General features: G+C 67.2%; 18 protein-coding genes. 7 read left to right on the forward strand and 11 right to left on the reverse strand.

The annotated features are described in order from the left end of the window. Window positions 1–42: 42 nt before the first annotated feature. On the reverse strand, window positions 43–1,500 hold the full coding sequence (locus tag AC5P8R_RS09540; RefSeq protein ID WP_046429116.1) for a T6SS phospholipase effector Tle1-like catalytic domain-containing protein: 1,458 nt from the start codon (window positions 1,498–1,500) through the stop codon (window positions 43–45). 225 nt (window positions 1,501–1,725) lie between these two features. Between AC5P8R_RS09540 and AC5P8R_RS09545 the strand changes: the two genes are divergently transcribed. Beyond that, window positions 1,726–2,979, forward strand: a complete 1,254-nt coding sequence (locus AC5P8R_RS09545) for a M12 family metallo-peptidase (RefSeq protein ID WP_014646083.1) — start codon at window positions 1,726–1,728, stop codon at window positions 2,977–2,979. Between the two features lie 92 nt (window positions 2,980–3,071). Here the strand turns inward: AC5P8R_RS09545 and lpxH are convergent, their stop codons facing one another. The 9 genes from lpxH to AC5P8R_RS09590 all read right to left on the reverse strand — a co-directional run bounded on the left by lpxH (window position 3,072) and on the right by AC5P8R_RS09590 (window position 16,689). Then, a complete protein-coding gene (gene lpxH, locus AC5P8R_RS09550; protein ID WP_049407506.1) occupies window positions 3,072–3,818 on the reverse strand; it encodes a UDP-2,3-diacylglucosamine diphosphatase in 747 nt (248 codons plus the stop codon). 93 nt (window positions 3,819–3,911) lie between these two features. Continuing rightward, window positions 3,912–4,451, reverse strand: coding sequence for a phosphatase PAP2 family protein (locus AC5P8R_RS09555; RefSeq protein WP_032955935.1), 540 nt, complete (start codon window positions 4,449–4,451; stop codon window positions 3,912–3,914). After that, a complete protein-coding gene (locus AC5P8R_RS09560) occupies window positions 4,432–5,577 on the reverse strand; it encodes a glycosyltransferase family 4 protein (RefSeq protein WP_049407510.1) in 1,146 nt (381 codons plus the stop codon). Before AC5P8R_RS09560 ends, AC5P8R_RS09555 begins: the two co-directional genes overlap by 20 nt. 170 nt (window positions 5,578–5,747) lie before the next feature. Further along, complete coding sequence (locus AC5P8R_RS09565; RefSeq protein WP_075076709.1) at window positions 5,748–8,687, reverse strand: TonB-dependent receptor domain-containing protein; 2,940 nt, start codon at window positions 8,685–8,687, stop codon at window positions 5,748–5,750. Window positions 8,688–9,004: 317 nt separating this feature from the next. After that, window positions 9,005–10,531 carry an exopolyphosphatase gene (gene ppx, locus AC5P8R_RS09570; protein ID WP_495223318.1) on the reverse strand — a complete coding sequence of 509 codons (1,527 nt, stop codon included), beginning with the start codon at window positions 10,529–10,531 and terminating at the stop codon, window positions 9,005–9,007. Window positions 10,532–10,706: 175 nt separating this feature from the next. Then, entirely contained in the window at window positions 10,707–12,794 is a 2,088-nt protein-coding gene (ppk1, locus tag AC5P8R_RS09575) for a polyphosphate kinase 1 (RefSeq protein WP_046429123.1), read from the reverse strand. Window positions 12,795–12,798: 4 nt separating this feature from the next. Continuing rightward, a complete protein-coding gene (phoR, locus tag AC5P8R_RS09580) occupies window positions 12,799–14,130 on the reverse strand; it encodes a phosphate regulon sensor histidine kinase PhoR (RefSeq protein WP_046429124.1) in 1,332 nt (443 codons plus the stop codon). Between the two features lie 106 nt (window positions 14,131–14,236). Further along, window positions 14,237–14,926, reverse strand: a complete 690-nt coding sequence (gene phoB, locus AC5P8R_RS09585) for a phosphate regulon transcriptional regulator PhoB (protein WP_495223319.1) — start codon at window positions 14,924–14,926, stop codon at window positions 14,237–14,239. Between the two features lie 116 nt (window positions 14,927–15,042). Continuing rightward, window positions 15,043–16,689, reverse strand: a complete 1,647-nt coding sequence (locus tag AC5P8R_RS09590) for a M48 family metalloprotease (protein ID WP_495223320.1) — start codon at window positions 16,687–16,689, stop codon at window positions 15,043–15,045. A 142-nt stretch (window positions 16,690–16,831) separates the two neighbouring features. Between AC5P8R_RS09590 and grxC the strand changes: the two genes are divergently transcribed. From grxC to AC5P8R_RS09620, 6 genes are all read left to right on the forward strand, one after another. Next, complete coding sequence (gene grxC / locus AC5P8R_RS09595) at window positions 16,832–17,122, forward strand: glutaredoxin 3 (RefSeq protein ID WP_004154541.1); 291 nt, start codon at window positions 16,832–16,834, stop codon at window positions 17,120–17,122. Then, window positions 17,119–17,511 carry a carboxymuconolactone decarboxylase family protein gene (locus AC5P8R_RS09600; protein WP_004154542.1) on the forward strand — a complete coding sequence of 131 codons (393 nt, stop codon included), beginning with the start codon at window positions 17,119–17,121 and terminating at the stop codon, window positions 17,509–17,511. Before grxC ends, AC5P8R_RS09600 begins: the two co-directional genes overlap by 4 nt. A 322-nt stretch (window positions 17,512–17,833) precedes the next feature. After that, entirely contained in the window at window positions 17,834–18,838 is a 1,005-nt protein-coding gene (locus tag AC5P8R_RS09605) for an isocitrate dehydrogenase (protein WP_014036138.1), read from the forward strand. Between the two features lie 248 nt (window positions 18,839–19,086). Next, a complete protein-coding gene (locus AC5P8R_RS09610) occupies window positions 19,087–19,830 on the forward strand; it encodes a cysteine hydrolase family protein (protein ID WP_495223321.1) in 744 nt (247 codons plus the stop codon). A 53-nt stretch (window positions 19,831–19,883) separates the two neighbouring features. Beyond that, window positions 19,884–20,792, forward strand: coding sequence for a LysR family transcriptional regulator (locus AC5P8R_RS09615; RefSeq protein ID WP_495223322.1), 909 nt, complete (start codon window positions 19,884–19,886; stop codon window positions 20,790–20,792). Between the two features lie 25 nt (window positions 20,793–20,817). Next, entirely contained in the window at window positions 20,818–21,570 is a 753-nt protein-coding gene (locus AC5P8R_RS09620; RefSeq protein WP_049440305.1) for a sulfite exporter TauE/SafE family protein, read from the forward strand. 11 nt (window positions 21,571–21,581) lie between these two features. Here AC5P8R_RS09620 and AC5P8R_RS09625 read toward each other — a convergent pair whose 3' ends face one another. Next, complete coding sequence (locus AC5P8R_RS09625) at window positions 21,582–22,202, reverse strand: flavin reductase family protein (protein ID WP_014646094.1); 621 nt, start codon at window positions 22,200–22,202, stop codon at window positions 21,582–21,584. Window positions 22,203–22,254: the final 52 nt, after the last annotated feature.

Consider the following 22,254-nt stretch of genomic DNA (forward strand, 5'->3'; position numbering starts at 1 on the left):
TCGTTTGTGCCACAAACGACTTAATCCCCTCCGTCCCCTTTTTCATGCGTTGGGCAGCACCACGCGCTTGCCATCCACGGTGGGCCGGTTGATGTAGAACAGGCCGGGACCGGGCCGGTAGGGCAGTTCGCTGACGCCGGCATCGGCGGCATAGGTCAGGGCGGTGTCGCCCAGCGCGTCGAAATTCCAGTGCGCCGACTGCATCAGGTAGCGTCGGCGCAGCAGCGCCTCCTGGGTCTGGGTCAACGCCTGCCCTGCCACCAGCCGCCGTGCGATCGGTTGCAGGGCCGACGGCAGTTCCCAGCCGGGAACCTCGGCAGCGCTGGCGCGCCAGGTCACGCCGGCATCGATGGCATGCTGCTGCATCACCTGCAGCGCGATCAACTGGTAGCGCCAGTCGATGCGCCGCCGCAGTACCACGGCGGCAGTCACGTACAGCACCGGGGACAGCAGCACGCTGCGGCTGCCGGCGCGGCGCTGCTGCTGCCACTGGTGCCAGACATCCACCCACACTTCCTTTTCGTCCACGCCCAGCTGCTGCCGCCAGCGTTCGGCATCGGCCTGCGTTTCAGCGTAAGCCGTGGTGGCCTGCAGCATCGCCAGCGGGGGAATCTGGTAGTCGGCAACGGCGGGGCGGCGCAGCTGCTGGCGACGTGGGCGGCTGAGCAGCTTGGGGCCTTCCTCCAGCTGGTTGTAGCCTCCGCCGATGTTGGCGTGCACGCCGGGCAAAGCGATCTCGGTGAACGGCGGTGCCACCGTGGTCAGCGGATAGTGCTGGCGATGCTCGTCGCGCGCGGTCAACTGCACCACGCGTGCAGCGATGCCACTGGACAGGGCAAGCTGCGGTTGTTCGTCGGCGCGGCCACCACTGACCGCAGCCACGGTATCGAACAGGCCCATGAATCGCAGCACCGGAAGGGCAGGGGCGAAGTCCGGCGTACAGACCAGGCCGGACGACTGCAGCAGTTGCCGCCAGCGCGTGGTATCCCAGCCCTGCAGCTGGTTGGCGATATCACGTGCGGCGGCAGCGCCTCGAGAGAACCCGAACAGATCCAGCTGCACGCGACGCAGCGGTTGCCGCCAACGCGTGGACAGTTCTGCAAGCGCAGCCGGCAGCACCACCTGCAGCGCGCGCTGCACCTTTGCGCGGACGCCGCTGGCGCCGATACCGAACGCCAGTCCGATCAGGTCGTCGTCGGCGTCATCGCGGGTACCAACACCTTCCACGTAGATCGACAGCGAAGGCGTGGCCATCGCATCGCGGCGGCTGTCCGGGTACAGCTGCTGCAGGCGTGCGATGTTGGTCAGGCCGTTGTCGTAGCTGCTGGTCAGCCGGCTCTGGTAGGTCGAATCATCATCCGCACGCAGCTGCGCCGGGCGCGGTCGCGGCTGCTGTGGTCGACCACGCGCGAGGTTGTGCGCGTTGTTGCGGGTGCCATCGAAGAACAGGCCGATCCGCAGCAAGCCGACATCTTCGTCCGTGTCCTGCGATGGTGCCATGTGCATTCCCCGTCGTGGCTGCGTCACGGTAGCGCGAAAGCGGTGTATTGGCGAAGTGTAGTGACGCTTTTGACCTGACTGAACGCAGATGCGGTCGATCACAAATCCTGACTTTCATTCCACTCGCCTATTGAATTCACACGAGCCGCGCAGGCCATATGGCCAAACCCGGCAAACCGGGTCGTGCTGCATCAACGCTGTTCACATCATTCAAGGAGCGACGCAATGTTGTCCAGATCGATTGGCAAAGCGGCAGGTGGCCTGGTGTTGGGTTTGTCGGTGGCGGCGGCCGCGCATGCGGCACCGTTGTTCGAGCCGGTGACGGTCATCAGCCGCGCATCGGCAAACAGTGAGCCCGCGCTGGGCAAGCTGCTGGCCACCCCGTCCACCGCGACGGTACAGGAAGTGCGCGTTGATGCAGCCGCGACTGCACAGCCGCAGCTGGAATTCGAACTGCTCGGCCAGCGCGTGCAGGCCGTGCGCAGCAAGGTTGAAGCGCTGCCCGATGGCGGCAGCATCTGGTATGGCCAGTTCCGTTCGCCCTCGGACAAGCTGACCGCGGCCACCTCCAACGGCCAGGACGACCCCGGCAATTCGCTGATCCTGGTGCGCTCGGGCGATACCATCACCGGCTCGATCCGCAAGGATGGAAAGCTGTACCGCCTGCGCCCGCTGGGCAACCGCCACGTGCTTGTGGAAGTGGACGAGTCGCGGATGCCGGCCGACCATCCGGCCGATTACAACCAGCTGCCGAAGATCCCGATGGGCAACAACGATCGCCTCGGCATCGCGCAGGCGTCGTCCGGCACGCCGGCCACCATCCGCGTGCTGGTGGTGGCGACCAATGCCGCCGTCGCCGCCTATGGCGGCAACATGCAGTCACTGGTGCAGCTGGCCGTGGCCGAATCGAACCAGGGCTATGTCAACAGCAACGTCGGCATCACCATGGAACTGGCCCGCTACGAAACCACCAGTTACACCGAATCGGGCAGCTTCGATACCGACCTGGCGCGTTTCCGTGGCACCAGCGATGGCTACATGGACAGCATCCACACCAGCCGGAATACCTACACGGCTGATGTGGGCGTGCTGCTGATCAACAACACCGCCTACTGCGGCCTGGCCTCGGGCATCGGCTCGACGGCGTCGACCGCGTTCGCGGCCGTGTACTGGGATTGCGCGACCGGCTATTACTCGTTCGCGCACGAGATCGGCCATCTGCAGAGTGCGCGGCATGACATCGCCACCGACTCGAGCACCTCGCCCTATGCCTATGGCCACGGCTACCGCTACGAGCCGGCCACCGGCACCGGCTGGCGCACGATCATGGCCTACAACTGCACCCGCAGCTGCCCGCGCCTGAACTACTGGTCCAACCCCAACATCAGCTACAACGGCATCCCGATGGGCAACGCCAGCACCGCCGACAACCAGCGCGTGCTGGTCAACACCAAGGCCACCATCGCGGCCTTCCGCTGACACTGTCCAGGCGCCGACCAAGGCCGGCGTCTACCCGGGCGCATGCACCCTGCTCTGGTAGATGCCAACCTTGGTTGGCACCTTGCGATCCGTTATTCGCGCGCGAGCGTATCCAGCGTCCAGCCGCTGGCATCCACGCGCAGCACCGAACCCTGTTCGTACCAGTCACCCAGCACGATGCGGGTGCGCTCGCGACCACCGGCCTGCAGCGTGTGGATCGCCGGCCGATGGGTATGGCCATGGATCATGGTGTCCACGCCATGGCGCACGAAGGTGGCATCGACTTCGGCAGGGGCCACGTCGGTCACCGACTCGAACTGCGCACGATCGTCCTGCTTCATCTCGGACTGGCGCGCCTGGCTGGCTTCGCGCGCCTTCTGCGCGAACGCGATGCGTGCGGCCAGCGGCTGCGACAGGAACTGCGCCTGAAATACCGGGTCGCGCGTCTGTGCACGGAACTGCTGGTAGGGAATGTCATCGGTGCACAGCAGGTCACCGTGCTGCAGCAGCACCGCGCGGCCGTACAGTTCGATCATGCACGGGTCGGGCAGGATGCGCAGGCCGGCACGGCGCGCGTAGTCCTCACCGAGCAGGAAGTCGCGGTTGCCGCGGATGAAGTACACCGGCACGCCGCTGTCGGACAGCACCTTCAACGCATCGGCCACCGCATCGGCGGCGGGCGAGGGCGTGTCGTCGCCGATCCAGGCCTCGAACAGGTCGCCGAGGATGTACAGCGCATCGGCGCCGGGCGCCTGCTCGCGCAGGAAGCGCAGGAACAGGTCGGTGATCTCCGGACGGCTGGGGTCCAGGTGCAGGTCGGAAATGAACAGCGTGGTCATGCCCGCATTCTAGGCCATCAATGATGATGGTGGCGCCGCCGGTATTGTGGGGGTCAGATCTCTTTTCCGAAGGAAAAGGATCTGACCCCGGGGCTATACCGGCAGCGGCAGCCAGGTCAGGCTGGCCGAAGCCAGCACGATGGCGATGGCGGTGGCTGCCAGCACATCGGAAGGATAGTGCAGGCCCAGGACCACCCGCGACAGTGCAACGCCACAGGTGAACGGCACCAGCAGCGGCGCCAGCCACGGGTAGTAGGCCAGTGCCACGATGGTGAACGACACCGCATGCAGGGTGTGTCCGGAGGGGAAACTGAACTCGTCCAGCGGCGCCACCCAGGCGCGGATGCGCAGGTCGGCCGCGTAGGGCCGCGGGCGCCGGGTCCAGCGCTTGAGGACCTTGTACAGCAGCAGCGCGGCCAGGCCCGTGGCGGCCATGTGCACCGAGGCGCGCAGGCCGTCGAAGCCGTCCAGCACCACCAGCGCGGCCATCAGTACGTACCAGAACACGCCATCGCCGAGCCGGCTGATGACCGCGAACAGGCGACGCACGCGGCGCCGCCGGCAGTAGTGGTTTGCGCGCCGGCACCAGCGTGCTTCGCGCCCGGCCAGCAGCTCAAGCGGCGTAGTGCGCATGGCCGTTCCTCCGCGACTGTGCCAGTTCGGCCAGCAGTGCATCGAACTCGGCCACCACCTGTTGTGGATGCAGGCGCTTCATCGCGCGTGCGGCATTGCCGCCCAGTTCGCGGCGCTGCGCGTCATCGGCGGCCAGTCGCACGGCGGCCTCGATGAACTGATCGTCGCTGTCCACGGCTGCGCCGTTCTCGCCATTGCGCAGGTACTCGCGCGCGGCGCCGTAGTCGAAGGCCACGGTGGCCACACCGCTGGCCATGCTTTCCAGGGTCACGTTGCCGAACGTCTCGCTGCGGCTGGGGAACAGGAACAGATCGCCGCTGGCGAAGTGCCGGGCCAGCGCATCGCCGCGCTGGATGCCACAGAAGATGAAGTCGGGGTTTTCATGTGCCAGCTTCTCGCGGGCCGGGCCATCTCCGACCCACACGAAGCGTGCCTTGGGCCGGATCTGCTGCAGCCGGCGGAATGCCTTCACTGCCAGGCCGAGGTTCTTTTCAGCAGCGATGCGGCCGACATAGATCGCCACCAGGCCGTTGCCATCCACGCCCCATTCCTCGCGCAGCGCGGGATCGCGCCGTCCCGGATCGAACTGCTGGCTGTCCACCGCGCGGGCCAGCAGGCGCACGCGCTCGAAGCCCTGTTCGCCGAGGAACTGCTGCAGCTCGCGGGTCGGCACCAGGGTGGCATCGGCCTGGTTGTGGAAACGGCGCATCCAGCGCATGGCTGCGGCCTGCAGCCACGCCACGCCGTAGTCGGGCAGGTACTCGTCGAAGCGGGTGTGGAAGCCGCTGGCGACCGGAATGCCGAGGCGGCGCGCAGTGCGCAGTGCCGACCAGCCGAGCGGACCTTCGGTGGCGATGTAGACCGCATCCGGGCGTTGTTTCTGCCAATGGCGGCCCAGCCGGATCGGCGCCGGCAGTCCGAAACGCAGGCCGGGGTAGCGGGGCAGGGCGGCGCCGGGAACCAGCAAGGTGCCGGGTGCCGAATCCAGCGCTTCGCTGGACTGGCGGGGGCGGACCAGGTCGATCTCGTGCCCGGCTGCGCGCAGACCTTGTTCCAGCCCCTGCACGGTGAGGGCGACGCCGTTCACTTCCGGTGGATAGGTCTCGGTGACGATGGCATAGCGCATGGCGGGCCTCCGGGTTTCCGGCATGCTCGGGCCTGGCGATGTAGCCGACATGACCGCTTTGCGACCATCAGATGACGGTGGCGCCGGCCAGCGCCTGGGCGCGGCGGCCAATAAAAAACCACGGCCCCGAAGGGCCGTGGTTGTCGTGCTTCACGTGACAGCGCGATGGATCAGAAGCGCTGCTGGTACTTCATGTAGACGAAGCGGCCGATATCGTAGCCACCGTAGTACGAGAAGGCCGAGTTCGGCTTGGTGTACATGATCGGGCCGGTCTTCTCGAACACGTTGTTGGCACCGACCGAGACGGTGGCATCCCACGGCAGCGAGTAGCGGAACTGCACGTCGTGGAAGGTGACCGAACCACGCTCGTTGTAGTTGCGGGCACCCTTGTACCACGGGGCGTACACGCCCGGATCGGAGCACTCGTCCGGATAGGCGCGGATGTCCACGCACTGCTCCTTCACGCCGGAGTAGTAACGCGCGGTCCAGCTGACGCCGAAGTTGCCCAGGTCCCAGCCCAGCACCAGGTTCGAACGGACGCGGAAGTTGCTGCCGATGCCGTTGGAGACGGTCGGCACCACCGTGCTGTCGTTGGTCGAGCGGAACTCGCTCTTGCTGACATAGGTGGTGGCCCAGCCGGCGTTGAACTTGCCGACGCTGGTATCCAGGCGGTAGTTCAGGTCCAGGTCGTAGCCTTCGGTTTCCATGAAGCCGGCATTGCGGCTGCCGAACTGCAGGGTATCGACGATGCCGGCGGTCGGGCCGGTCGACTTGTCACGGGTGAAGCGCTGGCAACGTGCGTCGATGCCCTGCTCGTAGCAGTCGATCAGGATCTGGGTCGGGCTGTCGGCAACGATGGTGTTGTCGATGCGGATCTTCCACCAGTCCAGCGAGGCGTTGAAGTTCTTGATGAAGCTCGGACTCCAGACCAGGCCCAGCGTCTTGCTGGTCGAGGTTTCCGGGGTCAGGTCCGGGTTGGAGCCGGACACGAACGGCACCGGCGTCGCGTCGACCGAGGTGGCGACCGGCTGGTTGCCCTGGCGCAACTGGCGGAACGTCGCGGCGTTGGCAATGTCACGGGCGCAGCGGGCACGCACCTCGGCGCTGGTGCGCGAGGAGCCGAACTGCACGTCGCACGGATCGCTGAACTGGGCGAAGGTCTGCGAGCCGCCACCGTACAGATCGCTGATGGTCGGGGCGCGGAAGCCTTCAGCCCAGGTACCACGGACCAGCAGCTGGTCGAACGGCTTCCACTTGAAGCCGAACTTGCTGTTGAGCGTGTTGCCGAAGGTGTCGTAGTCCGAGAAGCGGGTGGCGCCGTTGAAGGTCAGTTCCTTGGCACCCGGCAGGTCCGCCAGCACCGGCACGTTGATTTCCAGGTACGCCTCGTTGACCTTGTAGCCGCCACCGGTCGGGCCTGCGGCCAGGTTGGTGGTGGCGCCGGCCTGCGCCAGCGGATCCGGACGGTACTCACCGGTCTCCTTGCGGCTTTCCACACCGAACGCGAAGCCCAGGTCGCCGGCCGGCAGGGTCACGATGGAACCGGCGATGTTGGCGAAGAAGTTCTTGCTGGTGGTCTTGCCGGTGGTGACTTCCGGCGGGAACAGCCAGGCCTGCAGGTCGGCGTTGCCATCGATGCCGTTCGGATCGATCGTGCCGTACGGCACCAGCGGGTTCCACGGCTTGCACACGTCATAGGAGATCGGCGCGGCAGCGGTGCCGCACTGGACCTTGCCGGTGGCCGCATTGTAGAACGACGGGCCGACGCCGCCGGCGACGCGCGCCTTGTGCAGGTTGCCGGTGGCAATGGTTTCCAGCTCGTTGCGGTTGTACTGGTAGCCCGCTTCCCAATCGAAGTAGCGGCTGCCGATCTCGAACGAACCGTCGAACGACGCCACTGCGCGGTAGGTCTTCAGCTCGCTGGTGGTCACGCGCGGCACTTCCCAGGTGCGGCGGTTCCAGGCCACGGCGGTCGGGGTGGCGTAGCCGTGCTGGCGGCCGAACGGGTTGAAGTAGCTGTCGATCGACATCGAGCCCACGCCAGCGGTGCTGGACTGCAGCGGGTAGCCGGCGATCTGGCGCACGGCCTTGCGCTTGTTGTAGCCCAGCTCGGTGCGGAAGTTGACGTTGTCGGTGATCTTGAAGCGGCCGTCGAAGTACACCGAATCGCGCTTGAGCGGGAAGTTCAGGTGCATCTGCTCGTTGGCGTTGCTGACGTCGCCGGTGAACGCCGACGGATCGGTGATGTGGTAGTTGGCCGGGTTGGTCGGGTCAGCACCGCGGTTGAGCGAGTAGTTGCAGCCGCTGGCAGTGGTGCAGCCCGGGCGACCCTTCAGGCCGGTGAACTGGCCCCACTGGCTGATGGTGGTCCAGTTGGTCAGGTTGTCGGCATGGCGGTCGGTCAGGCCGTACGCGCTGAAGCCACGGTCCTTGGCCCACACCGCCTTCTCTTCGGCATGTTCGGCCGCGACGGTCAGCGAGATGCGGTCATTGCTCCAGCCCGCCACCACGTCGAAGCGGTCACGCGCGCCGTCGCCCTGGCTGAACTGGCCGTGGTAGACGTTGGCGGTCACACCGGTGACATTGGAACGGGTGATGATGTTCACCACGCCGGACATGGCATCGGAACCGTAGATGGCCGACGCGCCGTCCTTCAGCACTTCGATGCGCTCCACCGCCGAGACCGGAATCGTGGAGATGTCCTGGTAACCGGAGGTGCTGATGCCCAGGCGCTTGCCGTTGATCAGCACCAGCGTGCGCTGGGTGCCCAGGTTGCGCATGTCGATATACGAACCACCCGCGTTCTCACCGGCGGTCAGCGCGTTGGCGCGGCTGATCGCCGGGCTGCCCATCGCAGTGACGTTCTGCAGGATGTCGGCTACCGAGCTGAAGCCCTGCTGCTCGATGGCCGTACGGGTGATCGCGAACACCGGCTGGGCGGTTTCCACGTCCACCTGGCGGATGCGCGAGCCGGTGATCTCGATGCGGTCGAGGTTGGTGGGAGTGGCGCTGCTGCCGTCCTGGGCAAACGCGGGCACGGCGGCCAGCGCTGCGGTGGTAGCCAGGGCGTAGCGGATGGCCTGCCCCAGTGCGGTGGTGCGTGAAGTCATGGCGAGCTCTCTCTCTCAGGTCGTGCAAAGGACGCCAAAGTGGGCGTCGAAGGAGCCAGCAGGGTCGATGACCGAGCCGGTGACCCGATAGTAGTCTCGTTAGTTAATGCTCTGTAAAGGGTTCGTATCCATTTATGTCACAGCGGACCGCCGCCCTTCACAAAACGTGAACAAAAGCAGGCGCTTACGTGATGGTCGGGACGCCCCGTACCCCGCCGCTGTGTTGCGAAGCAGCACAAAAAACCGCCAGACTGCGCAAAGTGGGGGTGCGAAGTGCGTCACTCCTGCTGTCCTGTGGACAACAGGCGACGGCGTATTCAGGCTACGAACGGACGGAACTGGATGCCCAGCCCGGCGATCCCGTCGGTCTCGCCGATCAGGTCGGCGCGCAGCAGCGGACGGGCATCGATGAATGCCTGCGGCACGATCAGCGACAGCCGGTTGTCGTCGGCGGTCAGTTCCAGCGCCGGCAGCGGGTCGTCCTCATGCGCGCGGTTGAGCAGCACCGCCAGCCGCAGCAGGGCCGCCAACCGGCGCGCGGTCAGCAGCAGTCGCTCGGGCAGGGCGTCGAAGGCGGTCTTGGCCACGCTGCGGCGATGGCTGCGCACCAGCGCGGCCAGCATCTGCTGTTCCTGGCGGGAGAATCCGGCGATGTCCGAGTGCTCCAGCACGTAGCTGCCATGCACGTGGTAGCCGCTGTGGGCAATCATCAGGCCCAGTTCGTGCAGGCGTGCGGCCCAGCCGAGCATGCGCGCATCATCGGCATCGAGCTTCCAGCGTTCCTGCACCTGCTCCAGCAGTGACAGAGCGGTGTCCTGCACGCGGTCGGCCTGTACCGTATCGATACCGTAGCGCTGGCTGAGCGCGGCCACCGATTCATCGCGCAGGTCGTTCTCGCCGGCACGGCCGACGATGTCGTAGAGGATGCCCTCGCGCATCGCGGCCTTGCTGACCAGCAGCTTCTGCAGGCCAAGTGCCTGGAACGCCGCTTCCAGCACCAGGATGCCGCCGGCGATGATCGGGCGGCGGTCGCTGGACAGGCCCGGCAACTGGATGTCGTCGATCTTCTTGGCCTTCAGCAGCTCATCGCGCAGTTGCGGCAGGGCCTCGGCGGTGATCGCGCCCTTGCTCAGCTTCATCGTCGCGCAGATCTCGCTGATCGCCTTGTGCGTGCCCGAAGAACCCAGCGCCTCCTGCCAGCCCAGCGCGCGGTACTTACTGGCGAAGGGCTGGAACTCGCGGCCGATCTCGGCCAGCGCGTCCTTCCAGCGCTTCTTGCTGAGCTTGCCGCCGGGGAAGAAGCGCCGGGTGCTGGCGATGCAACCGGCCTGCAGGCTTTCGCGCTCCAGGGTCTGCATGCCCATGCCGATGATGAATTCAGTGGAGCCGCCACCGATGTCGATCACCAGCCGGCGCTGGCCGGGCTTGGGGGGTTGCGCGTGGGCCACGCCCAGATAGATCAGGCGGGCTTCTTCGCGGCCGCTGACCACTTCGATGGCGTGTCCCAGTGCAGTTTCGGCCGGGACCAGGAACGACTGGGGAGAACGCAGCTGGCGCACCGTGTTGGTGGCCAGCGCGCGCACCCGATGCGGCGGCACATTGCGGATGCGCTGGCCGAAACGGGCCAGGCATTCCAGCGCGCGCTGCCGTGCGGCGGAAGACAGTCCGCCTTTGCCATCCAGCCCGTCGGCCATGCGCACCGTCTCGCGCAGGCGGTCGATCACCCGCAGCTGGCCGAGCGTGTAGCGCGCGATGACCATGTGGAAACTGTTGGAGCCAAGGTCGATGGCGGCCAGCAGGTCGCCATCCTGCAATGCGGGCGGAGTCGTGGAGGTATGCGGCATGGGCGAATGTTAGCCGAAGCGGCGGTGTGCTCGTCACCGCGCGGCCTTCACATTCTGGAAGGAGGCGTGCAGCAGGATTGCAAGGGGTCAGATCCCTCTCCCGCAGGAAAGGGATCTGACCCCGGGCGACCGCTGATCGAATCCCGACCAGCGGTCGGGATCCACCGGGGCAGGACTACAGCCCCTGCATCAATGCCATCTGCGCAGAATGCGGGGCTTCGTCGTGCGCCGGCGCACGCTTGTGGTAGAGGCCGTCGGCGTCCAGTTCCCAGGCGTTGAGGTTGTCGTCCAGGTAGTTCTGCAGGACCTCGCGGTACACCCGCTTGGCCAGTTCCGGATCGAGGATCGGGAAGCAGGTCTCGACCCGGCGCAGCAGGTTGCGTTCCAGCCAGTCGGCGCTGGCGCAGTACATCTCCGGCGCGCCGTCGTTGCCGAACCAGTAGACGCGGCTGTGCTCCAGGAAGCGGCCGACGATCGAGCGCACGCGGATGTTGTCCGAGACACCCGGAACGCCCGGACGCAGGGTGCAGGCGCCACGGATGATCAGGTCGATCTGCACGCCGGCCTGCGACGCGGCGTACAGCGCGCGCACCACCTGCGGTTCGTTCAACGCGTTCATCTTGGCGATGATCCGCGCTGGGCGGCCGGCGGCGGCGATGCGCGTCTCGCGCTCGATACGGCCGAGGATGCCGGTGTGCAGGGTGAAGGGCGACTGCAGCAGGCGCTTGAGCTTCATCTTCGAGGCCAGCCCGGACAGCTGCTGGAACAACAGGTGCACGTCATTGCCGATGTCCGGATCGGCGGTGATCAGGCTGATGTCGGTGTACGCGCGGGCAGTGCCGCTGTGGTAGTTGCCGGTGCCCAGGTGCACGTAGCGGCGCAGCTTGCGGCCTTCGCGGCGCACGATCAGCAGCATCTTGGCGTGGGTCTTGTAGCCGACCACGCCGTACACCACCTGCACCCCGGCCTCCTGCAGGCGATCGGCCAGGCCCAGGTTGGCCTCTTCGTCGAAGCGCGCACGCAGTTCGACCACTACAGTCACATCCTTGCCGTTGCGCGCGGCCTGGATCAGTGCGTCGACGATCAGCGAATCCTTGCCGGTGCGGTACAGCGTCTGCTTGATCGCCAGCACGTTGGGATCGATCGCCGCCTGCCGGATCAGGTCCAGCACCGCGGTGAAGGCATCGAACGGGTGGTGCAGCAGCAGGTCCTGGCGCGCCGTGGTCTCGAAGATGCCGTCGCTGTCGCGCAGCGTGCGCGGGGTCATCGGCGGGTACTTCAGGTCTGGCTGCGCGATCAGGTCGTACAGCTGAATGATGCGGTTGAGGTTGACCGGGCCGTCGATGCGGTACACCGCGTTCTCGGTCAGGCCGAAATTCTGCAGCAGCGTGCGCACGATCTCGCGCGGCATGTCGTGGGCGATCTCCAGGCGCACCGCCGGCCGGTAGCCGCGGTCGACCAGTTCGTCGCGCAGCGCCAGCGCCAGGTTCTCCACTTCCTCCTCGTCCACCACCAGCTCGGAGTTGCGGGTGACACGGAACTGGTAGGCACCCTGGACTTCCATGCCCGGGAACAGCTCATCGACGAAGGTCGACAGCACCGAGGACAGGAACACGAAGTTCTGCGATCCGCCGAGCTTCTCCGGCAGCTGGATGATGCGCGGCAGCGAGCGCGGCGCACGCACGATCGCCAGGTGGCCGGCGCGGCCGAACGCATCGGTGCCCTTCAGCACCACCACGATGTTCAGCGACTTGTTGAGGATCTTCGGGAACGGGTGCACCGGGTCCAGGCCCAGCGGCGACAGCACCGGCATGATCTCGTTGCGGAAGTAGGCGCGCAGCCAGCGCCTCTGGCGGTCGGTCCAGGAATGGCGACCGAGCACGCCGATGCCGGCCTCCATCAGCGCCGGGCGCAGCGTCTCGTTCCAGCAGCGGTACTGCTGGTCCACCAGCTCCGCAGCGCGGTCATGGATGGCGTTGAGGATGGCCTGCGGGCTCATGCCGTCCGGCGCCGGCGGCAGGCCGAATTCCTGCGCGTGGCGCACGGCGGCGGCACGGATCTCGAAGAACTCGTCGAGGTTGGTGCAGGAAATGCACATGAAGCGCAGGCGCTCCAGCAGCGGCACCTGCGGGTCCATGGCCTGCGCCAGCACGCGGAAGTTGAAATCCAGCTGCGACAGCTCGCGGTTGATGTACAGCGACGGGTCGCGCAACGGATCGTTGTCCGGGCTCACGGGGAGGGGGAGGGATCCGAGGCTGCTCATGGCGTCATTCTTCGATGGAGGTCAGGGGGGCGGACTCGCGCGGGCGCACGTGGTCGGCATCGAAATGGCAGGAGAACACCGAGCCCTTGCCGACTTCGCTTTCAATCTCCAGCCGTGCGTGGTGCAGGCCGAGGATGTGCTTGACGATGGACAGGCCCAGCCCGGTGCCGCCGCTCTCGCGCGAGCGGCTGCTGGACACACGGTAGAAACGTTCGGTCAGGCGCGGCAGGTGGGTGGCGGGAATGCCGTAGCCGGAATCGCGCACCGCCAGCACGGCGCCGTCGCCTTCGCGGCGGAACTCCACCGCAATGCGGCCCCCGGCCGGGGTATAGCGCACCGCGTTGGTGACCAGGTTGGAGAAGGCACTGTGCAGTTCCTTGTTCGAACCCTGCAGGTCGACACCGGCCAGATCATCGATGCTGATCTGGTGGCGGCCCTGGCTGTGCGCCTCGGCCTCGCGGCGCAGGGTCGCCAGCATCGGCTGCATGGCCACGGTCTCTTCCTCGCTGTGCTCCTGCGATTCCAGCCGCGACAGGGTCAGCAGGTCTTCCACCAGCTGGGCCATGCGCTGGCTCTGCTTGCGCATTTCTTCCAGCATCGGGCCGGTGCCGGGGAAGTCCTCCGGATCCATCATGTCCAGGTAGCCGTGGACCACGGTGAGCGGCGTGCGCAGCTCGTGTGAAACATTGGCCACGAAGTCGCGGCGCACCTGTTCCAGGCGCAGCAACTTGCTGACGTCGCGGGCGATCAGCAGCCAGTAATCCGACGAATAGGGAATCAGGCGCAGGTTCAGGCGGATCGCCGGATCGACCGGCGAGGGCACGTCCAGGATCGGTTCGGCATTGCGGCCACCGGCCAGCCAGTGGGCCAGCGGCATCGGTTGCAAGCGTTCGACCAGGGCCTCGCCAAGGTCGCCGGGATGGTGCAGGCCGAGCAGGGCGGTGGCCGCTTCGTTGAACCACTGCACGCGCTGGCTGTTGCGGTCCAGCACCACCACTGCGTCGGGCAATGCGGCGGCGGCGGCGCGGTAGCTGCGCAGCATGTCCAGCAGGCGGCGCTTGCGCACGCGCATTTCCACCTGGTTGCGATACAGCAGGCGGTCCAGTTCGTTCCAGACGCCGGTGCCTTCTTCGGCGGTGTCCCAGCGCTGGCGCGCGGTCAGCCGCCGCAGCACGCTGCGCAGTCGCCAGTAATGCCAGGCCAGGGTAGCCAGCGCGCCCAGTGCGATGCACAACCACAGATGGCCCGTGAACCACCCCACCAGTCCGGCGAACAGCAGTACCGCGGCAACGGTGGCCAGGGTCTTCAACCAGGCAGAGCGGATGTGGCGGGGCATTGCGGTCTCGTCGTTGAGGTGCGGCGGTTCACTGGAGTGAACCAAGGGTTATAGCAGAGTTGCCGGCACCGGCACCCGCAGGTGCGCGGTGCCGGCACGACGAGACTCAGGTGGCAGTGGAGAACCGGTAGCCGGCGCCGCGCACGGTCTGCACCATGTTCTCGGCGTTGAACGGTTCCAGCGTCTTGCGCAGGCGGCGGATATGCACGTCGATGGTGCGCTCCTCCACGTACACGCTGCCACCCCATACATGGTCCAGCAGCTGCGCGCGGGTGTAGACGCGCTCCGGATGGGTCATGAAGAAGTGCAGCAGGCGGTATTCGGTCGGGCCGATCGGCACCGGCTGGTCGTTGGCGAACACGCGATGGGCGGCGCCGTCGATGCGGATCGGGCCGACTGCCACGCTGCCGTCCTCGTCGTCCTCGCGGGCACGGCGCATCACCGCACGGGTGCGCGCCAGCAGTTCGCGCGCCGAGAACGGCTTGACCACGTAGTCGTCGACGCCGGCTTCCAGGCCACCGACGCGGTCGTTCTCTTCGCCGCGGGCGGTCAGCATGATGATCGGCACTTCGCGGGTCAGCGTTTCCTTGCGCCAGCGACGGGCCAGGTCCAGGCCGCTGGTGCCGGGCAGCATCCAGTCCAGCAGGATCAGGTCCGGAACGCGGTCGGCGATCGCGGTCTGGGCCTCCCGGGCATCGCCGGCGTGGACCGGTTCGTAATCGCCCTTGCGAAGGGCGAAGGCGACCATTTCACGGATCGCGGGCTCGTCATCGACGATCAGGATGCGTTTCTGCACGAGGACACCGTAGGGCTCGGTTACTGGAGTGGTGTCAGTAGACTACGGTTTGATGACATGTTTGTGACTGCCCGGCCGGAACCGGCCTGGATTGCCATCGGCCGGTCATGCAGCGCTCAGCGCCGGTCCAGGTCCGGGTCCTGCACGCCCTGGCGACGCAGCTCCAGCACGGTCGGGGTGATCGCTTCGATGCGGGCATCGATCCGCGCGCGGCCAATGTAATCCAGCGCCGGGTTGCGCTTGAGCGCCTGCAGCTGCAGCAGCGCCTGTTCCGGCCGACCGCTGAGGAAGGCCGCCTCGGCATAGGCCTCGCTGGCACGCACGCTGTCGCCGGCCAGCTCGCTGGCGCGGGCAAAGCGCTGCTGGAAGACCGGATCGTTACCGCTTTGCGACAACAGGGGGCGCAGCATCGCCTGCGCGCGCTGGCCGGCCTCGCGGTTGCCCTGTTCGTTCAGGATCTCGGCATAGGTCAGCGCCACCGGGCGGCTGTTGGGGTGTTCGCGCAGCAGCTGCTCGAAGCGGCTGTTGGCCTGGGCCGCCTGGCCTGCCCGCGATTCCGCTTCGCCCAGGCCCAGCGCCAGCCACAGGTTGCCGGGATGGGTCTGGAGCAGGCCGGCCAGGGTCTGCCGGGCCTGGCCGGCGCCGGCACGGCCACCGCGCATGACCGCCAGCGCCTGGCCATAGCGCTGCGCATCGTTGAGACCGTCCTTCTGCCGCTTGGCCAGGTCGGCATACTCGCGTTCCAGCTCGGGGGTGGAATCCGCGCTGAGCACGCGCAGGCGCTCACGTGCCCAGTCGAAGTCGCCGCTGGCGCCACGGTTGAGCTGGCCGATCGGGAGGCGCAGCACACTGCTGGGCAGCAGCGGGTTGTTGCCGCGCAGCAGCGGCTCGCCCAGGCTGGGATCGGCCGGGTCCACCCGCTCCTTGCGCTCGCCGGTGGGGGTGCTGGTGGTCAGCAGCACCGTATCCTTCTTCATCTGCTCGGCGCGGGCCTTGGCTTCGCTGATGCGGGTGATGTTGACCGGGTGGGTGCGCAGGAACTCGGGCACGCTGTAGCCCCCTTCGTTGCCACGCATGGCCGCCGACATCCGTTCGAAGAAGCCGGCCATGGCATCCACGTCGTAGCCGCTGCGTGACAGGGTGCGGATGCCGAGGCGGTCGGCCTCGGACTCGTTGGAGCGGGTGTAGTTGATCTGCCGTTGCTGCATCAGGCCCATGCCCGAGCTGATCGCGGCCATCGTCGCGTTGCCGGACGACGTGCTGTTGCTGGCCTGGGCGGCCACCACCGCTGCCAGCATGCCCAGCAGGATCGGGATCTGGTCACGCTGGGCGCGCTCGACGCCGCGCAGCACATGCTGCTGGGTGACGTGGGCGATTTCGTGGGACAGCACCGCAGCGACCTCGTCCTCGCGCTCGGCGGTCAGCACCAGGCCGGCATTGACCCCGATGTAGCCGCCCAGCGTGGCGAACGCGTTGATCTGGCGGTCGTTCATCACGAAGAAGGTGTACGGCTGCCGCGGCTGGTCACTGTTGGAGCCGAGCCGGGTGCCCATGGTCTGCAGCCAGTCGTTGACCAGCGGATCTTCCAGCAGGTAGCCGTAGTTGCGCAGCTCGCGCAGCATCATCGCGCCGTACTCGGCCTGGCGGGCCGGGGTCAGCAGCTCGCCGGCCGAGGAGCCGATGTCGGGCAGCTTCTCCTGGGCCTGGGCCAGCGGCATGGCCAGGGCCAGGGTGACGGCGGTAGTCAGCAGCAGGGCTCGCAAGCAGGAGTTCCTCGGGCGGGGCGCGCCAAGCGTGGCAGGGCGGGGGGCAACCATTCGTTAATCCACAGTGTTGCGGCCGTGGCGTGGAAATTCCAGCGCACCGGTACCATATGTAGACCGTCGATCCATCGTGGAGTTTCCCGTGACAGCCCAGACCGCCGGCGGTGCCCCCGCCATCACCATCTATTCCACCGCCGTCTGCCCGTACTGCGTGGCCGCCAAGAACTTCCTGAAGAGCAAGGGCCAGCAGTGGACCGAGGTCCGCATCGACCTGGACCCGGCCGAGCGCGAGAAGATGATGGCGCTGACCCGCCGCACCAGCGTGCCGCAGATCTTCGTCGGCGACGTCCATGTCGGCGGCTACGACGACATGATGGCCCTGCACCGTGAAGGCAAGCTCGAGCCGCTGCTGGCCGGGCAGGGCCAGGCATGAGCGCGGCCGACGACGGCAGCAAGGACCGCATCGCCGAGTTCACCGAGTTCCGCAAGCGCATGAACGAGCGGATCCTGGGTGAGCCGAACCAGGTGGTGCGCCGCTTCTTCGCGCTGGACACGCAGACCTACCAGGCCGGCGCGCTGGACGTGAAGACCAAGGAGCTGCTGGGCCTGGTGGCCTCGATGGTGCTGCGCTGCGACGACTGCATCAGCTATCACGTGGCCCAGTGCAAGGACGCCGGCGTGACCCGCGAGGAGTTCTTCGAGACCTTCTCGGTCGGCCTGGTGGTGGGCGGATCGATCGTGATCCCGCACCTGCGCCGCGCGGTCGACTTCCTCGACCAGCTTGAAGGTGGCGCCGCCGCCCCGGCAGCGCACGAGCACTGAGGGGCGTGCCGGCCGCTGGCCGGTATTCCCTGAATCCGGCATGGCCGGGGTTGCCGGCCAGCGGCCGGCACTACCGCACCCGCGAGGGGCCTTCCCACGATCCAACAGCCCAGGAGCCCCCTTGTTGTTCAAGGGGGCGCGCCGACAGGCGCGGGGATAAGGCGGAATGCGCGGGCAATTCTGCCTGGGCCGGGCACTGGGACCATGGTCTATTTGGGACCTCGGCCCCGGCTCAGGCATAATTGCCGGTGAAACTTCCTTTGCGCCGGCGTTTCCGGGCACGTCCGGACGGCGTTTTTCCCCCTGTTCGGAACATCGATCAATGACGCAGAAAATTACGGTCATCCGCGGCGACGGCATTGGCCCGGAAATCATGGACGCCACCCTGTTCGTGCTCGACCAGCTCAAGACTGGCCTGGAGTACGAAGACGCCGACGCCGGCCTGGTGGCCCTGGAAAAGCACGGCGACCTGATGCCGGCAGTGACCCTGGAATCGATCGCGCGCAACAAGGTCGCGCTGAAGAGCCCGCTGACCACCCCGGTCGGTGGTGGCTTCACCTCGATCAACGTCAGCCTGCGCCGCCACTTCGACCTGTACGCCAACGTGCGTCCGGCCCACACCTTCCCGAACACCAAGTCGCGTTTCGACAACGTCGACCTGATCACCGTCCGTGAGAACACCGAAGGTGCCTACCTGGCCGAAGGCCAGGAAGTGTCGGCCGACGGCGAAACCGCCTTCTCCGGCACCCGCATCACCCGCAAGGGCTCCGAGCGCATCGTGCGCTACGCCTTCGAGCTGGCCAAGAGCACTGGTCGCAAGAAGGTCACTGCCGTGCACAAGGCCAACATCATCAAGTCGACCTCGGGCCTGTTCCTGAACGTCGCCCGTGAAGTCGCCGCACAGTACCCGGAGATCGAGTTCCAGGAAATGATCGTCGACAACTGCTGCATGCAGCTGGTGATGCGTCCGGAACAGTTCGATGTGATCGTCACCACCAACCTGTTCGGCGACATCATCTCCGACCTGTGCGCCGGTCTCGTCGGCGGCCTGGGCCTGGCCCCGGGTGCCAACATCGGCAAGGACGCGGCGATCTTCGAAGCCGTGCACGGCACCGCGCCGGACATCGCCGGCCAGGGCAAGGCCAATCCGTGCGCGCTGCTGCTGGCAGCCGCGCAGATGCTGGACCATGTCGGCCAGCCGGAAAACGCCGAGCGCCTGCGCAAGGCCATCGTGGCGACCATGGAAGCCAAGGATTCGCTGACCGGCGACCTGGGCGGCACCGGCACCACCATGAGCTTTGCCCAGGCCATCGCCAGCCGCCTGTAAGCGGCCGGCCGACCTCGGTTGGATCCACAGCGGGGCGCCTTCGGGCGCCCCGTTGCGTTGTGGGCCGGCCCGGTAGATCCACGCCGTGCGTGGAATGACGGGGCCTTGGTCCGCAGCCACCCATGGGGTGGCTCTACATGGAAATTGTCTGTGCGTACATTGCACGGATCATGTGCCGCTACGCGGCTGGTTCGTGCGTCATGCGCTCCGCATCCTGTGCCCACTTCCCAACGCACTGGAGCTCGAACATGAACCTCACCGCCTTCGGCCTGGCCAGCCTGATCGGCATGGCCACCACCGCCCCGGTCGCCGCCGCCGAGCCGGCCCATCCCACCATCCGCCACATGGCTGGCGCGCCGGTCGCGACCTCGCTGGATGCGGCAAAGACCGCCGTGCTGGTCATCGACTTCCAGAATGAGTACTTCGATGCCACGGCCGCACCGGGCTTTGCCGGTGGCCGCATGGTCATTCCCGATGGCGTGGCCGCGCTGCGGCAGGCGAAGCGGGTGGTCGAATTCGCCGATGCTCATGGCATCCGCGTGATCCATGTGCAGCACGTGCTGCCGGCGGGTGCGCCGCTGTTCGCACAGGGCAGCGTCAATGCTGCCTTCCATCGCGACCTGCAGCCGCGCCAGGGCGAGACCGTGGTGCAGAAGGACAATGTCAGCGTGTTCGCCGGCGCGTCCTCCACCGTGCTCGACCCGCTGCTGAAGAACGCCGGCATCGACACCCTGATCGTCATCGGCCTGCAGACCCATGCCTGCGTGGCTGGTGCCGCGCGCGACGCGGCGGCCGCACCCCGTGGTTACCGGGTGATCGTCTCGTCCGATGCCAGCGCCAGCCGTGACCTGGACCTGGCTGGCGGCCGGCGCATCGGCCATCGCACGCTGCATGAAGCCGCTCTGGCCCAGATCGAGGACGCCTTCGGCGATGTCATGACGACTGACGCGATCCTGGCACTGCCGGTGCGCAAGGCCGGCGACGGCGCTTGATAAGCTGGCGGGGCCCGCATGCCGCGGGCTCTGCCACGTGGAGCTGCCCGCCGATGGATCACTTCGCTGCCCTGCGTGCACTGCGCGCCATCGTCGATGCGGGCAGCTTCACCGCGGCAGCCGAGCGCCTCGGTACCACCCACTCGGCGATGTCGCGGCAACTGCGGCAGCTGGAAGAACACCTGCAGGTGCGCCTGCTCGATCGCAACAGCCGCCGGCTGTCGTTGACCGAGGCCGGGCGCGACTACTACCGTGAGGCGGCAACGCTGCTGGACCGCCTGCAGGAAGCCGACGACCGTGCCCGTGCCGGGCAGGCGCAGCCCAGTGGAAGCGTGCGGATCAGCGTGCCGCAGGTGGTGGCCAGCCAGGAGCTGCCGCACTGGCTGCCGTCATTCCTGCAGCGTTACCCCCAGGTCACGCTGGACCTGTCGGCCGATGACCAGCTGGTCGATGTGGTCGGTGGTGGTTTCGACCTGGCCCTGCGCATCGCGGCTTCACTGCCGGACAGCCAGCTGGTCGCGCGCGAGCTGGCCAGCTGCCCGCGCATCCTGGTCGCCGCACCGGCCTACCTGGTACACCACGGACTGCCGCGGCAGGCAGCGGACCTGGCTCATCACACGCTGCTGGGTTTCAGTCCCACGCCAGCACTGCCGCCCTGGCAGTTGCAGGGGCCGCGCGGCGCAACCGCGAGCATCGAAGCCGGGCAGCGCCTGCGCGTGGATGCCACGCCCGCACTGTACGCCGCCGCGCTGGCCGGCATGGGCATCAGCCTGTTCACCGCCTTCACCGTGCAGGAGGATCTGCGCGCCGGTCGTTTGATCCGCGTGCTGCCGGCCTGGCATGCGGGCCAGCGACGCTACTTCGCGCTGTACCCGCATGCACGTGCACTGGCGCCCAAGGTGCGTGCGCTGGTCGAGCATCTCGCGGCGCACTACGCTGCACAGGTGAGCGCGGCAGGGTAGTCGCGCGGTTGCAGCCGGGGTGATGATGGAGTCGGTGTATCTGCTGGTCGCGCTTGGCGCGATCGTCGCCGGATTCGTACAGGGCCTGTCCGGTTTCGCCTTCGGGATGGTAGCGATGTCGTTCTGGGCATGGGGGCTGGAGCCGCGACTGGCCGCTGCGCTGTCGGTGTTCGGCGCGCTGGTCGGTCAGCTGGTGGCCGTGTTCACCGTGCGGCGTGGCTTCAACCTGCGCCTGCTGCTGCCGTTCGTGCTGGGCGGCCTGGCGGGCATTCCGCTCGGCGTGATGGTACTGCCACACCTGGACATGGACTGGTTCAAGGCGCTGCTGGGCGGCTTCCTTGCGCTGTGGTGCCCGGTGATGCTGATGGCGCGATCATTGCCGCCGATCCGCGTGGGTGGTCGCATCGGTGACGCGATCGCCGGCATGGCAGGTGGGGTGCTCAGCGGCATCGGCGGTTTCGCCGGACCGGTGCCGACGCTGTGGAGCACGCTGCGTGGCTTCGGCAAGGACGAGCAGCGCGCGGTCATCCAGAACTTCAACCTGGCGATGCTGGCAGTGACCATGGCCACCTATGTCGGCAGCGGCCTGGTGAGCCGGCAGATGCTGCCGTACTTCGCCATCGTGGCGCCGGCGATGCTGGTGCCGACCCTGCTGGGTGCGCGCGTCTACATCGGCATCAGCGAGGCGCGCTTCCGGCAGATCGTACTGAGCCTGTTGACCGCGTCGGGCATCGCATTGCTGGCGTCGTCGATGCCGGTGCTGCTGGCGCGGCCGTAACCGGTTGAACGTCAGGTCGGGCGGAACATGCGGAAGCGCTGTCCGGCGCCGATGCGGAAGTAGTCGGCAGGCCCGCCGCCGCGCAGGATCGGGGCCGCCGCAGCGGTGTCGTAGATGCCATCGACCAGCAGCCGTTCATCGATATGCACCGTCACCACTTCGCCCAGCACCAGCCAGCCGTTGGTGTCCTGGCCGGCGGCATCGCGCAGGCGGACGATCTGCGTGCAGCGGCATTCCATGCTTACCGGGCTCTGTGCCACGCGGGGCGGTGTGACCTGCGTTGAGGCCAGTGGCGTCAGGCCGGCAAGGACGAACTCGTCGACATCCGGCGCGACCGCACGGCAGCTTTCGTTCATCGCCTCGGCCAGGTCGAAGGTGGCCAGGTTCCACACGAATTCACCGGTGGCTTCAATGTTGCGCAGCGAGTCTTTGCGGCCCTGGCTGGAGAAGCCGATGATCGGCGGGGTGTAGTTGAAGGCGTTGAAGAAGCTGTAGGGCGCCAGGTTCAACGTGCCCTGTGCGTCGCGGCTGGAAATCCAGCCGATCGGGCGCGGGCCGATGATGGCGTTGAACGGGTCATGCGGCAGACGGTGGCCCTCTGCCGGGCGGTAGCTGTGGAAGGTGTCGGGCATGGGGGCAGGGGACGTGTGGGCTTGCTCGACTCTACAAAAAAGCCGCGACCCT

The organism is Stenotrophomonas sp. YJH_SMC_73, from assembly GCF_059370155.1.

Bases quoted from the DNA above. Each gene is read 5' to 3' on its own strand.
- AC5P8R_RS09540 (WP_046429116.1), bottom strand. From the start codon at position 1,500: ATGGCACCATCGCAGGACACGGACGAAGATGTCGGCTTGCTGCGGATC.
- AC5P8R_RS09605 (WP_014036138.1), top strand. From the start codon at position 17,834: ATGACGCAGAAAATTACGGTCATCCGCGGCGACGGCATTGGCCCGGAA.
- phoR (WP_046429124.1), bottom strand. From the start codon at position 14,130: ATGCCCCGCCACATCCGCTCTGCCTGGTTGAAGACCCTGGCCACCGTT.
- AC5P8R_RS09625 (WP_014646094.1), bottom strand. From the start codon at position 22,202: ATGCCCGACACCTTCCACAGCTACCGCCCGGCAGAGGGCCACCGTCTG.
- AC5P8R_RS09620 (WP_049440305.1), top strand. From the start codon at position 20,818: ATGGAGTCGGTGTATCTGCTGGTCGCGCTTGGCGCGATCGTCGCCGGA.
- AC5P8R_RS09565 (WP_075076709.1), bottom strand. From the start codon at position 8,687: ATGACTTCACGCACCACCGCACTGGGGCAGGCCATCCGCTACGCCCTG.
- AC5P8R_RS09555 (WP_032955935.1), bottom strand. From the start codon at position 4,451: ATGCGCACTACGCCGCTTGAGCTGCTGGCCGGGCGCGAAGCACGCTGG.
- AC5P8R_RS09560 (WP_049407510.1), bottom strand. From the start codon at position 5,577: ATGCGCTATGCCATCGTCACCGAGACCTATCCACCGGAAGTGAACGGC.
- lpxH (WP_049407506.1), bottom strand. From the start codon at position 3,818: ATGACCACGCTGTTCATTTCCGACCTGCACCTGGACCCCAGCCGTCCG.
- AC5P8R_RS09615 (WP_495223322.1), top strand. From the start codon at position 19,884: ATGGATCACTTCGCTGCCCTGCGTGCACTGCGCGCCATCGTCGATGCG.
- ppk1 (WP_046429123.1), bottom strand. From the start codon at position 12,794: ATGAGCAGCCTCGGATCCCTCCCCCTCCCCGTGAGCCCGGACAACGAT.
- ppx (WP_495223318.1), bottom strand. From the start codon at position 10,531: ATGCCGCATACCTCCACGACTCCGCCCGCATTGCAGGATGGCGACCTG.
- AC5P8R_RS09545 (WP_014646083.1), top strand. From the start codon at position 1,726: ATGTTGTCCAGATCGATTGGCAAAGCGGCAGGTGGCCTGGTGTTGGGT.
- AC5P8R_RS09610 (WP_495223321.1), top strand. From the start codon at position 19,087: ATGAACCTCACCGCCTTCGGCCTGGCCAGCCTGATCGGCATGGCCACC.
- AC5P8R_RS09600 (WP_004154542.1), top strand. From the start codon at position 17,119: ATGAGCGCGGCCGACGACGGCAGCAAGGACCGCATCGCCGAGTTCACC.